This window comes from Mesorhizobium sp. B2-5-13 (genome assembly GCF_006440535.1).
Lineage (GTDB): Bacteria > Pseudomonadota > Alphaproteobacteria > Rhizobiales > Rhizobiaceae > Mesorhizobium > Mesorhizobium salmacidum.
Map to the genome: position 1 here is coordinate 59,454 of NZ_VFUI01000012.1, position 12,039 is coordinate 71,492.

Consider the following 12,039-nt stretch of genomic DNA (forward strand, 5'->3'; position numbering starts at 1 on the left):
AACTATGGATGCAAATCACGCCTGCCAGAATGGCTTTTGAAGTTCCGCCTCGACGGCAGCCAGGGTGAGACCGACGTCGTCGATCCGCTGAGGCCCATCTTGCGCCAGTCGCTTCAGCTCCTCGCGATAGTACATGCGCTCGCGCCAGACCGCGACCAGGCCGCGCAAGGCGATGAGTCTCGCCCAGACCGATGTCGGTCCAGTCGTCCACGTCGGCTGTTCGCTCCAGAAAGACTGGTAGAACCTTGAGGTAAGAAAAAGCTGCGCGCTCATTTGGCTCGTCCTTTGTTGGTGCTGCTAAAATCGATGACGCTACTTTGGCGGATGCGCGGACCTGCGTACTAAAGCGTGGCCGAAACTGTTCCGAAAAATTCCGAAACGTCTAATATGGCGGGATGCAACGGGTTCACCTCGCCTTTGGTCCCTTCGTGCTCGACCCTGAGAGGGGGACCCTCCTGCGGCAGGAGATACCGATCTCCATCGGGCATCGCGGCATCACGCTGCTCGCCACGCTTGCGGCCCGGCCCGGCGACATCCTGACCAAGGCCGAGCTGATGGAAGCTGCTTGGCCGGGCCTGGCGGTCGAGGAAAGCAATCTCACCGTCCAGATTGCGACGCTGAGGAAGGCGCTCGGCCCTACCGACCAAGGTGGCGACTGGATCGCCACCGTGCCTCGCGTCGGCTACCGCTTCACCGCGCCTGTCGAGCGCGTGGAAGGTTCAGTGCAGAGACCGATCGCGCCGTCCGGCAAACCCACCATCGCCGTGCTGCCCTTTGCCAATTTGAGCGGCGATCAGGACCAACAATATCTGAGCGACGGCATCACCGAAGATATCATCACCGAACTGGCGCGATACCGGTCGCTCGTGTTGATCGCGCGCAATTCATCTTTTCAGTTTCGTGGGCCAGCGCTGGACCCCGCGGAAGTCCACCGGCAACTCGGCGCGCGCTACCTCGTCGAGGGCAGCGTGCGACGGCTCGGGGACCGCATCCGGATCACGGCGCAACTGATCGACGGCGCCAGCGGCTTCCATTTGTGGGCTCAACGCTACGACAGGGCGCTTGAGGACATCTTTTCGGTTCAGGAGGAGGTGGCGGCCCTCGTGGCTTCAACCGTCCAAGGCGCTGCCGAGGCAGATGCGACTAGCCGCTCGCGGCGAACCCCGCCGGCCGATTGGGCCGCCTACGACTACTACTTGCAGGGTCGCGCGCACTACCATCAGTATGAAATGGACAAGGGCGAATCCATGTTCGCCCGGAGCGCCGAACTCGATCCGGCTTTTGCTCAAGGTCATGCCTATCTGGCGCAGTGCCTGGTTGCGCGATTCTGGTACGACCGCGATCCTCGCACGCTGCAAAGTGCCTTGCAGTCTGCGCGCACAGCGCTCCTGCTCGACCGGAATGACGGCATCTGCAACCAGAGCATGGGTCTCGTGCTTGTACATATGCGCCAGCATGGGGATGCCGGACTGCATTTCCAGCAGGCCCGCACGCTCAATCCGCACGACGTCAACATTGCCGGAGACTATGCAAGCTGGCTCAACTACGGCGGCCAGCCTCAGCAGTCCTTGGCAGTCCTCGAAAGGGCCATACTGCTCGACCCGTTGCCCCCGGTCTGGTTCTGGGAGGTGAAGGGCAGCGCGTTCTTCCTGCTCGGCCGATATGCCGAGGCCATCGACGCTTATCGGAAGGCCGGCGACCAGTTCTTCATCCATGCCTTTCTTGCGGCGGCCTACGCACATCTGGGCGAGATGGAAAACGCGCGTGTCGCAGTCGAGGCCACACTGAGCCGGCAACCGGACCTCTCGCTTGGCTACCTTGCCCACCTTCCCTTCGCAGACCCGTCATCCTTCGAGCTCTTCCTCTCCGGCTTCAGAAAGGCCGGCTTTTTGTAGGATCCAGTCGGTCCGAGAACCATCGCTGCATGTGGGTGCATGTGAGCAGTAAGAACACGATGGCGATGATCATCGACATGACAACCTGCCATACTGTAGGAACCTGACATGCGGGGTCATTGCTGGATCAGGCCCATCGTCGTGCAACGCACTCATGTTACCTTCGGCAGACCGTCCGATTTCGAGCGAAAGTAAAGTTGCCCAACGTCCGACAAGAGGGCCCATTGCGATCCGGCACGTTGGGGGGCCGGCAAGAGAATGTCGGCTTCTGGCACCCCATAGGCCCTTAGCAGCCATTAAGGTCCGGGGTCAACGATCGGCTGAACCATGTCCGCGCCCGAATAAGCGTTTGTACTCGCGGCTGAATTGCGATGCGCGCTCATACCCACCGAAAATCCGACCGTAGGTTGATCGGCCCAGGGGCGCGTTAGGCGCCCACGCGCGAGCGGCGACCAGGGAATGGCTCCCACTCCTTCCGCAGACACAGCGGCAGCATCTCCCGCTCCTCCTCACGGTTGAACAGGTGGTAAAGGTTCAGGACCCGGCGGGCCGCAAGCGGTGAGCTATGGGGTTTGTGTTTCGGGGTGTGGCAGCAATGCGAGCGCAGGCTGCATGCCAAAGGTCGGCAGGGCTGCTGCAGGCAGGCGTAGTACCTTTCTAAGCGAGTCTTACCCAAACCATCGCAGCCGACCGGTATAACGCCAACTATTGGCTGTTGGAAGTGAGTCATTCTTAAGATTTATAAGGTATGATTTTGCCGTGAACGAAACAACAGAAACTAACTCGAATGATTCGGATGTGACGCCCTTCCGTTTCGGCAGGGGCGCGGCGGTGCTGCGCAATTTCGTAGAAAACGCAACGATCCCGACGTTCCTTTTCAATACTGACGGAGTGATAGTCTACGCCAATCGGGCCGGAAGCCATGTGCTTGGGTACACGGCCGGCGAGTGTGTCGGTATCCATTTCACGACAATTGTCCATCCCGACAACATGGCGACGGCGCGCACGCAGACCGAAGATTTGATTGCCGGAAAGATCCAGGGTTATCAGGCAGAGCGACGGTACATCCGCAAGGACGGCGAGACCATTTGGGCGCTGACTTCCGTGACCCTGATGCATGGCGACGAGGACCAGGTTCGTTACCTCTCTGTGCAGGCAGTGGATATCGACCGCAGAAAACGCGCTGAGGCAGCGCTGTCGGAAAGCGAGCGTCGCCTGCAAGTGGCGCTGGGCGCCTCGCAAATAGGGGTGTTCGAGGGCGACCTGGCAACTGGCGAGCTGTTTTGGGACGACAGGACGCAGGACATTTTTGGCATTCCGCGAAAGCGGAAATCCCTTCGCGCCGCCGACTGGGAGAATGCCCTATATCCCGAAGATGCTGCAAAGACCCTTGAAGCGATGTCACGCGCCATTGAGGAGAAGGGTACCTTCAACGCGAAATTCCGGATCGTAAGGGCCGACGGTGAAATCCGCACTCTTAGGTCCCGCGCAACTTACTTTCAGGACGACGGCGCAACGCCAAAATTCATCGGCGCAAATTGGGACATCACCGACGAAGTTGCCTTGGAAGAGAGGCTCACGACGGCAAAGGCGCTTGCCGAGGCTCGCAACGTAGAACTGGAAGCCGCTAAGGCGCGGATCGAAACCCAGGCCCTCCATGATGCGCTGACCGGGCTCCCCAACCGGCGCTATCTCGACCAAATCTTGAACCAGTACCGCAACCGGTCGCGACTTCCAGGCGATAGCTTGGCATTGCTCCACATCGATCTGGACCGCTTCAAGCAGATTAACGACACACTGGGACACGCGGCCGGCGATGCCATGCTGGTTCACGTTGCCCGGCTTTTAAATGCTAAGGTCGCAGGGCAGCATTTCGTCGCGCGCGTCGGTGGCGACGAATTCGTCATAGCCTGTTTCAATGATGCAGACGCCCAAGGCCTCGCCGATCTTGCCGATCAGATCATCGCCGAGATCCGACAGCCGGTACCATACGAGGGGCACTTTTGCCGCTTGGGCGCAAGCATAGGGATTGCCCTCGAGACGGGCGCGGACATCGACACGCCTCGCGAGTTGATAAACGCCGACATCGCGCTCTATCGGGCCAAGGGCCGCGGCCGCAACCGCCATGAATTCTTTTCAAAGGCGCTGCAAAGTGAAATTGAAACGACCAAGCATATGGCCGATGAAATTCTCAGCGGCATCGAGCGGGGTGAATTCCACCCCTATTATCAGCCGCTCCTCAACGCAACATCCCTCGACATCATCGGGGTGGAAGCGCTTGTGCGCTGGCAGCACCCCAAAGAGGGCATCCTCAGTCCGATCCGCTTCCTGCGGATCGCCGAGGATCTCAATGTCTTGGCTGCGATCGATCGCAGCATCCTGCAGCAAGCGTTGCTCGACCTCGACCAATGGCAGTCGCAAGGCATTGCAGTGCCCTCGGTTTCGGTCAATGTCTCGTTCCGACGCCTTAGCGATGACCGCCTAATTCCTAGCCTTCGCGAACTCAATATCAGGCCGGGCGCGATTTCTTTCGAGCTGCTCGAGTCAATTTTCCTCGACGACTTAGACGATGGGGTCGCATGGAATATCGATGCAATCAGGGAGATGGGTATAGGCATCGACATAGACGATTTTGGCACCGGCCATACATCCATCGTCAGCCTGCTGAAGCTCAAGCCGCGCCACCTCAAGATCGATCGCCAGCTCATCGAACCCATCGTACACAGGCCCGAACAGCGACGTGTGGTTGCGTCCATCATCGACATAGGACGGTCTCTTGGGATCAAAGTCGTCGCCGAGGGCGTCGAGACGATCGAGCAAGCCCGGATTCTGCGAGAATTGGGCTGCGACATTCTGCAGGGGTTCGCTTTCGCCCGGCCGATGCCTGCCGATCAACTGGTGGGCTGGATTGCAGGGGAAAAATGGCGAAAAGCCTCGTAGCCCGGTCCGTAGGTGCCGGGTGGGTGGGACTGCAAGTCGCGCAGGGTCGGCTGGATGTTAGCCCTCGTGGCGCAACCACGACCTTCAGCGTGGTGGCCGGCGATGTCTGCTTACAAGGGGCGAAGCTTATCTCAACGGCCGACCTGGAGGCGCTTTGCGGTGGTTGGCTGCTCACGAATGCAGGTCTACCGAATCCTCAATGGACATAAGCCAGCGGGGATTGGGCCGCAGGCCATCTGATCGCGAAATCCCTACGATTGCGTCGCTATGGGACAAGCAGCGGCGAGTCCTCATCGCTCATAAGTGCACGGTGAGCTGCGGCTAATTCTTGACGCAATCATTCCGAACCCGCCTCATCCTGTTCGACGGGAAGTCCGCAGCTGCGGGTGCGCTCGATCACTCGGTCTTGGACCGAAGCGGCTTCGTAGTGTCGAATGGGTTGATGAGTGGTCGCCTAATGAAGGACGTTGTTTCTTCCCGTTAGGATCAAGGGCATGGTGCTCTCTTCCCACGTCGGATTGCCGTGCTATCCATCCCCAAATCCCGCTTAGGGCATGTTCGCGTCGAACTCAACGATAATTCCGGCGTCGCTAGCGCTTCTGGCTATGTGATCGGCCAGTTCCCAATCCGTTAACTCGCAAAGCGGGAGCACCTCTCTCACGGCATGGAGGACCTCCGATATGGAAACGCTCGGATGGTCGACATTATCAATAAGGTAGCGGACGATTGCTTGGCGAGCGGCCGATGTAGGCGTGACGCCAAGCGGAGACATTTGAAGCCTATGGATGCAGCCGCTGTTCGGAACCATCGACCGTTATGGTGTCAAACGCGACGGGCACATTATGAATGATGCATGCCGCTGCCAATATTTCCTCCAAGTCGTGGTCGGTGGCCTTGCAGGCTGGCATCAGTGTTCGGATGGCGCGGATGGCCTGTGCGATGGAAAGAAACCGGGCTCTGCCTCTGGAAAGGACATAGGCCTCGGCGGCTCTGTCAATCGTAATGGTGTGGAAAGCCTTGGTCATCGAGAATTCCTCTCTGGACCCAAACCGAGGCCATCTACTGCCAATAGTTCGCGATCTTCAAGGCTCTGTCTGTTTCCGACCATTCAGCGGGACGCCACGCCGAAGTGACGTTGCTCCTCGTCGCCATATGCGCCATTTGTGAGTTTTATCATTCCAACGCGGTCGATAATGGTGATCTCGCCGCGCTTAGCATGAACCATCCCCCGATATTCGAGCATTTGGAGGGCGGTGGTAACGCCCGGGCGCCGAGCGCCGAGGATGGTCGCCAGAAATTCGTGCGTCAGGTAAATGATATCTCCTTCAGCGCGATCGTTGACCATCAGCAACCAGCGGGCGAGCCGTTCCTCGATTTTGGAATGGCCATTGACCAACGCCGTTCGCGACGACTGGATCAGGAATGCGTGGGCGTAGCGTAGCAGCGACGGGCGAAGGGTCTGGCTCTCGGCAATCGCGATGCGCAGATGTTCAACCGGCAGGCACCAGCCGTTGCTGGCGACGGATATAGGTTTCATTGGGAGATCGGTCCTGGCCGAGAACGACCGCTATCCCCGTCATGCCGTCGCGGCCGATGATGCCGACTTCGCTTTGCCGCCCTCCGGTCATGGCGGCGACAACCGACGCGATGCCCGTCTCGGGAAAATAGACATGCTCGATCGGCTGATAGGCGATCTCCAGCCCGGCCTTGATGGCCAGTTCGACGTGATGCATCGATGGCCGCAAAAGCGCGAAATCCTCGGGCGTGAGGGTATTCAAGACATGGTTGCGAAAGCTGGATTGAGGCATGGCTCTTCTCCCTATCGGGCAAGAGCACGTACCCTCTCACTGTCGGCAGCATCCGGGCAAATCGGCGACCGATGTCTGAGGCTACGCCCCATTGGCGCGCTTAGCAAACGGCCGCCCATAAAATTGCCAACGGCTCGTTGAGCATGGATTAACCACGACACACAGGCTCACGGATCGTGAATGAACAAGCTTGGAAGGCGGCGGTTAAGCTCGTGCATCCAAAGAGGGACCACGTTTTGTTCGCGACCGCCTTCGCTTTGCTGATCTCGTTCTCGATCAGCGTTGCCCTCGTTTCGTGGGCCGCGCCGACCACCGCGCAAGCTATTTCGCTCGACGTGCAGAAGTCCATAGACGGGTGGCAATTGCGTCAAACAGTGTCCGATGCGCTGCACAGAGAGCCCAAGTGATCGCTATGACAGCTGGATGGGGATGACCGTCCTGGCCATGCTGGAAAACCGGCCCTGGTGTCAGCCGAGACGAGCTCCCCTCAGTTCCAGTGCTTTGATTGGGCAATCGACAGATGTCCAACTCCAAAGCGCGGGGAATGTTCCTGCGGTTGTACAGACTGCCGTGGCGACCCAGCAGGGCCAGCAAAGCTATCCACTAGACGGCAACGGCTGCACAGCCCGTGAGAGATCTGAGACCCAACAGAGGCACTTCGGGCCAATTGCTATTCCTGTACGAATCGCCTCTATTTATTCAAGGATCAATCGCAACACAGTTTGCTGAATCCATGGTCCCTATTCTTGATGGCGACCGGCGTGTACCCCGCCCCCCAACCCGGCGTCGGTCGCCTACTCTCCGGGCAGCTCCAACTTTTTGGCTAAATTTCGAACTCGCTGCTCCTGGTCACGAGCAGAAGTTACGGAGTGGCCATTAACGCAGGTTAATGCGCCAAGTTGGTGACGGATTAGAGTTTGTAGCTGGTGCTTCCGATCCGCTCTTCGGCAGCCTCGTCGGACACGCGGAGAGAAGCATATGAGACGCAAGCGCCCCGTGATCTCAGCCTTTGATTTCGACGTCATAAAAAACGCTCTGAAAGCCATAATCGCACAGGGCGACATCCCCGAATGCGAATGGGACAAGCAAGCTCGCAACCTCGCGAAAACCTTTTCCGGCACCAAGGCAGACGAGACAATGATCAGAGTTCTGCTTGAGACCTGTCGGACCTGCGCGACCAACGCGTCCGAAGAGGAGCGTCTTGCCACGCTCGCTCGTGGTGCTCACGTCGAAGGCAGGCAGCGCAATATTCAGCGTTTACGCGAACTGGTTGCCCGCAGCCGTCATCCTTTGTGCAAAGGAGAAGCCGAGCGCACGGGTTCAGATGGCCCGAAACGCGAAATTCTTCCCGATTAGATCATCGGGTGTGTGGAACGCCTAGAGATCGATTCGACGGCGGCATTGCGGGTTGATATCTGCAGTCCGCGACGATGCCCAAATTCCCGACCTTACAACATCGAGAACGCGAACAACGAAGCGACGAACAAACGGCAGTTATCAGAAAGTTGCGATCAGCGGGGTTGTGGCCGTTATGAGGCGCAATCCCTCTGGGCTGCTTCTGACGGAACGGGGCCGACAGCGGATCGGCAGCTTTGAGCCTCGAAATCCAAAAGAACGGACGTACAACTCGAAGCGACTAAGGTCTCGGATTGGCCCTCAGCCGACATTCGGAATCGACGCGCGGGACCAGACGTCAAGCCGTTTGGTCGGACACACCCTCCGTGCCGGCACGATTGAGCGCAAGGCTAGGCTCCTGGGCGAAGAGTTCGGCGAGGAAATCGGCGAAGACCCGGACTTTGCTAGCGAGGAAGCGGCCCGCTGGCCGCACGGCTGTGATTGCTAATGGCCTCGGCGCATAGTCCGTCAGGATTTCGCGCACTGCGCCTGATGCTATCTCTGCTCCGAACAACCAACCGGGAGCATGAGCGATTCCGATGCCGGACAGGACGGCGGCTCGTATTTGTTCCGCATCGTTGGTGCGGAAGGCGCACTTGGGATTATGCATGACGGGACCAAAGCGATCCCGGAACCCCCATACGCGGGGCGAACCCTGCGGCGCGTATATGATACAGGAATGCTGTTCCAGTTCGGCCGGTATTGCCGGCTCGCCGTGAGCCTCGAGATAAGCGGGGGTCGCCACGGTTACGACCGGCGTCTGCGCGATCCTCTTGGCAATCAAAGGCTGCGTGAGGGGCGCTGCAGCAGCTGCGCACCTAGGTGCGCCTCGAGCGCTGCAACTTGCTTGCTGACGGCCGGCTGGCCGACGCCGAGCGAGCGGGCTACGGCCGAAAAGCTGCCACTCTCGACTACCCGAACGAAGAGCCTGATCGCCTCCATCCGATCCAAATGCACCTCCACCATTCCAATTTGGGAATTGTTCCTATTCCATTCGCCATTCTACCCCTCCTTCAAGGGATGGGCTAGCCTCTCCCATCGGGTTGAAGGCAGCCCGAGCAACTTGATGAAGGAGAATGGAAATGACCAAGATTGCTGAAAATCAGCAGGGCGACACGGAAGCGCTGACTGCAATCGTGAAGGAGATGGCGGCTTCCATGACGGGCGAACAAAGCACGCGGCACTGGGCGGACGACGCGCTGTGGTTCGACATCCCGCCGTTTGCCTCGCGCGGCATCCAGCCGGCAATGAAGATGTTCGATCGCGTCTTCAAAGGGTTTAAGTCGTGCGGCATCAATATCCTGCAAGAAGACGTCACCGTCAGCGGAGATATGGGCGTGGTCTGCACCATCCAGGAAGTCAACATCGTCCTCAAGAACGGTGACGCCAAGCACGCGCTCGTCCGCCAGACGGACTGCTTCAAGCGGCGCGGCGGCAGCTGGAAGCTGTTCCATGAGCACGCCTCGTTTCCCTCGGGTGGCGAGTGGGACGGCAAGATCGTGACGGCCTACTCGCGGCGACGTGCCGGCGGCCCTCGGGCCGCACCACTCGCCCCCCTCAACCCCATATCATGAACGCTCGCCTCATCCTCTCTAGCGATACTGAATCAAGGCTTCAAATCGCCAGCAGCTCCGAGTTCAAGGATATCCGGCAGTGCCCGGCCGGTGGCATCGCCGGCGAGTAGATAGATATTCAACTCGGGGAATTCTGCTCATGCGAGTGTTCGCGCGACGAAATTGCGCACGACCGGCGATGTCTCCTGGCGCCGATGCACCAGAGCTACCGCGTCGATCGGGGCGTCAGCCGCGATCGGTCGATACGCGATCCCCGCAACCTGTAGCCGACTCATCGATGCCGGCACGATCGACACGCCGAGTTCCGCAGCCACGAGCACGACGACCGAGCCAATCACCGGCGCCACCTCGCCGATCACCGGCTCGAACCCAGCCTTGCGGCAAGCGCCAATGATGCTGTCATAGAATGCCGGACCGAACCAGCGCGGCACCAGCAGAAACGTTTCCTTGCTCAACGTTGCAAGGTCGACCTCTTGCTGCGCGGCGGCATGGTGGCTGGCGGGTAGCGCAACGAGCATTGGCTCCTCGGAAAGAACGTGGAGATGGAATGCCTCGATTCCGGCGACGTTGGGCCGCAGGAACGCGGCGTCGAGCGACCCGTCCTGTAGTCCTGCCACCAGCCCGTTTGTGTTGGCCTCCTGCAACGTGACTTCGACGTCGGGATGCGCGCGGCGGAATGCCCGGATCGCTGTCGGCACGACCGCGTTGAACGCCGCGGATGGGATGAAGCCGACGCGAATCGAGCCGGTCTCGCCCCGAGATGCCCGTCGCGCCGCCTTTGCTGCTCGCTCAGCGAGCGTCGGCATCTCCTTCACGCCCTCCAGGAAAGCCTGACCCGCCGGCGTGAGCTCCGCGCCATGGGCGACGCGGTGGAACAGCTGAGTTCCGATCTCGACCTCAAGATCCTTGATCTGCTGGCTGAGAGGTGGCTGCCCGATGCCGACCCTTGCGGCGGCACGCGTGAAGTGACGCTCCTCGGCGACCGCCAGAAAATAGCGGATATGACGCAATTCCATTGTCATCTCCAAAAGCTATCGCACTTGCCGGTTTGATATATTGGAACAATGGCAAAGTTGGGCCCATCTTTGAGCGACGAAAGGAACCGTCGTTGGCACGCTAGGCACCTAGCCGCGCGAGAAGCGAATCTGCCCGGCGGCTCCACTCATCTGAGCGAGAGCCATGGTTTCCGCAAAACGGCAGAAGGACGAGGGGCTGGTGGCGATCCGTGATCGCCAAGCCGCCATGGCCCTCATCGATCGACGAATTGAAGCCGTGATCGATCGCAAGGCGCTGGGCCGGGCCGGCCTGGTCCTGGCACCGCTGGTGCTCGCCACAGCCTTATCGGGTGAGACGGTCTGGCCGCAGGCCGCGCTCGTGACGATCTCCGCCTTTATCGCCGCCGAGCGGTCGGGTCTGGCGCCACTCGGCGTTGTCCTTCATGGACTCGCCATTGCGACCGGCTTCATGGTGCTGCTCACATCGGTTCATCAACCAGCGCTGTTCGTCTTCCTTGCTGTGGCAATGGCGGCTGCCTCGATACTCCTGACTGCGCGGGGCGCCGAGTTGCGCTCGCTGGGAAATTTCACGTTCATTCCTGCGCTCTATCTGGCTTGCGAAATCGCTGAGCAGGCATCCCCGGAGGCACTCGTCTTTCGCGGATTGCATTTCCTGCCCTTTATTGGCTTGGCGATCGTTCCGGTGCTGCTGGTGTCGATTCTTGACCATCTTGAATGCCGCCGTGATCACATCACGCTGCTCCGCCATTTTTCGCAGGTGGTGGGTCAGACGGCGCCGAGGACCTTGGTTCCTTATCGTGAGGCCTTTATCGCTGTGGCGTTTGCCGTGGCTCTCGCGGCAGCTCTCGTGGAACGGTACCACATCGGGCATGGCCAATGGGTGATCTGGTCGGCTGCCAGCGTCGTCACCGGCGACGCAGCAAGCGCTCGGGCGAAGTTGCGTGACCGGGTGCTCGGCGCGGTCGTTGGGGTGCCGGCGGGGAACGCACTTGGGTTGCTGCTGCCGCATAACCGCATCGTTCTTGAACTCACCGCGCTTCTGGCGGTGCTGACCTTGGTCGGCTTTCGCCGATACAATGTTGGCTTCGGCGCCCGCAGCGCCTGCGCTGCGATGGCATTCATCGTCATCAATCAATCCATCTTCGCAGCGGGAGAGCGGGCGGCCAACGTCATCCTTGGGGGTGTCGTCGGCATCGTTTTTGTCCTCGGCGTGCACGTTGTTTTCCAACGCTTGCTCCGATGCAGCGCGATACGGCGGATGGGTTCCATTGCGGCGGACGGAGCCGAGTGCGTCGTTCGGCTCCCAACGAGCCACTGGGCTACAACAGCAGAAGACTGATCAGGAGGCAGCCATGGCAATCCAAACTGCGGTGATGTCTGCTGGCGGAAGCGAGGGGGGTACGGAATCTCG

11 protein-coding genes and 1 pseudogene are annotated in these 12,039 nt (G+C 59.8%); 6 read left to right on the forward strand and 6 right to left on the reverse strand.

Annotated features, from left to right (window positions below; all coding sequences use genetic code 11):
* Positions 1-15 precede the first annotated feature (15 nt).
* Positions 16-273 carry a hypothetical protein gene (locus tag FJ434_RS19970; protein ID WP_140751635.1) on the reverse strand — a complete coding sequence of 86 codons (258 nt, stop codon included), beginning with the start codon at positions 271-273 and terminating at the stop codon, positions 16-18.
* Between the two features lie 155 nt (positions 274-428).
* Between FJ434_RS19970 and FJ434_RS19975 the strand changes: the two genes are divergently transcribed.
* Positions 429-1,895, forward strand: a complete 1,467-nt coding sequence (locus FJ434_RS19975; protein WP_246678379.1) for a winged helix-turn-helix domain-containing tetratricopeptide repeat protein — start codon at positions 429-431, stop codon at positions 1,893-1,895.
* A gap of 410 nt (positions 1,896-2,305) precedes the next feature.
* On the opposite strand, the pseudogene FJ434_RS19980 reads toward FJ434_RS19975, so the two are convergent.
* Positions 2,306-2,433: pseudogene (locus FJ434_RS19980) on the reverse strand (aldo/keto reductase); the annotation flags it as partial.
* Positions 2,434-2,654: 221 nt separating this feature from the next.
* Here FJ434_RS19980 and FJ434_RS19985 point away from each other — a divergent pair.
* A complete protein-coding gene (locus FJ434_RS19985) occupies positions 2,655-4,835 on the forward strand; it encodes an EAL domain-containing protein (RefSeq protein ID WP_246676101.1) in 2,181 nt (726 codons plus the stop codon).
* 779 nt (positions 4,836-5,614) lie between these two features.
* Here the strand turns inward: FJ434_RS19985 and FJ434_RS19995 are convergent.
* From FJ434_RS19995 to FJ434_RS30300, 3 genes are all read right to left on the reverse strand, one after another.
* Positions 5,615-5,860: a hypothetical protein gene (locus tag FJ434_RS19995; protein WP_140751629.1), complete on the reverse strand. Its 246-nt coding sequence runs from the start codon at positions 5,858-5,860 to the stop codon at positions 5,615-5,617.
* Positions 5,861-5,943: 83 nt separating this feature from the next.
* Positions 5,944-6,372: a Crp/Fnr family transcriptional regulator gene (locus tag FJ434_RS30295; protein WP_246676102.1), complete on the reverse strand. Its 429-nt coding sequence runs from the start codon at positions 6,370-6,372 to the stop codon at positions 5,944-5,946.
* Positions 6,326-6,643, reverse strand: a complete 318-nt coding sequence (locus FJ434_RS30300; protein ID WP_246676103.1) for a hypothetical protein — start codon at positions 6,641-6,643, stop codon at positions 6,326-6,328. Before FJ434_RS30300 ends, FJ434_RS30295 begins: the two co-directional genes overlap by 47 nt.
* Positions 6,644-6,819: 176 nt before the next feature.
* Between FJ434_RS30300 and FJ434_RS20005 the strand changes: the two genes are divergently transcribed.
* The 3 genes from FJ434_RS20005 to FJ434_RS20020 all read left to right on the forward strand — a co-directional run bounded on the left by FJ434_RS20005 (position 6,820) and on the right by FJ434_RS20020 (position 9,612).
* Entirely contained in the window at positions 6,820-7,050 is a 231-nt protein-coding gene (locus FJ434_RS20005) for a hypothetical protein (RefSeq protein WP_140751627.1), read from the forward strand.
* Between the two features lie 571 nt (positions 7,051-7,621).
* Positions 7,622-7,999: a hypothetical protein gene (locus FJ434_RS20010; RefSeq protein WP_140751625.1), complete on the forward strand. Its 378-nt coding sequence runs from the start codon at positions 7,622-7,624 to the stop codon at positions 7,997-7,999.
* Positions 8,000-9,120: 1,121 nt separating this feature from the next.
* Positions 9,121-9,612, forward strand: coding sequence for a nuclear transport factor 2 family protein (locus tag FJ434_RS20020; RefSeq protein WP_181166078.1), 492 nt, complete (start codon positions 9,121-9,123; stop codon positions 9,610-9,612).
* Positions 9,613-9,749: 137 nt separating this feature from the next.
* On the opposite strand, the gene FJ434_RS20025 is transcribed toward FJ434_RS20020, so the two are convergent.
* On the reverse strand, positions 9,750-10,628 hold the full coding sequence (locus FJ434_RS20025; RefSeq protein WP_140751621.1) for a LysR family transcriptional regulator: 879 nt from the start codon (positions 10,626-10,628) through the stop codon (positions 9,750-9,752).
* A gap of 163 nt (positions 10,629-10,791) precedes the next feature.
* Here FJ434_RS20025 and FJ434_RS20030 point away from each other — a divergent pair, with 163 nt between their 5' ends.
* On the forward strand, positions 10,792-11,967 hold the full coding sequence (locus tag FJ434_RS20030) for an FUSC family protein (RefSeq protein WP_140751619.1): 1,176 nt from the start codon (positions 10,792-10,794) through the stop codon (positions 11,965-11,967).
* Positions 11,968-12,039 lie beyond the last annotated feature (72 nt).

Bases quoted from the DNA above. Each gene is read 5' to 3' on its own strand.
- FJ434_RS19970 (WP_140751635.1), bottom strand. From the start codon at position 273: ATGAGCGCGCAGCTTTTTCTTACCTCAAGGTTCTACCAGTCTTTCTGG.
- FJ434_RS19995 (WP_140751629.1), bottom strand. From the start codon at position 5,860: ATGACCAAGGCTTTCCACACCATTACGATTGACAGAGCCGCCGAGGCC.
- FJ434_RS30295 (WP_246676102.1), bottom strand. From the start codon at position 6,372: ATGAAACCTATATCCGTCGCCAGCAACGGCTGGTGCCTGCCGGTTGAA.
- FJ434_RS30300 (WP_246676103.1), bottom strand. From the start codon at position 6,643: ATGCCTCAATCCAGCTTTCGCAACCATGTCTTGAATACCCTCACGCCC.
- FJ434_RS20010 (WP_140751625.1), top strand. From the start codon at position 7,622: ATGAGACGCAAGCGCCCCGTGATCTCAGCCTTTGATTTCGACGTCATA.
- FJ434_RS20020 (WP_181166078.1), top strand. From the start codon at position 9,121: ATGACCAAGATTGCTGAAAATCAGCAGGGCGACACGGAAGCGCTGACT.
- FJ434_RS20025 (WP_140751621.1), bottom strand. From the start codon at position 10,628: ATGGAATTGCGTCATATCCGCTATTTTCTGGCGGTCGCCGAGGAGCGT.
- FJ434_RS20030 (WP_140751619.1), top strand. From the start codon at position 10,792: ATGGTTTCCGCAAAACGGCAGAAGGACGAGGGGCTGGTGGCGATCCGT.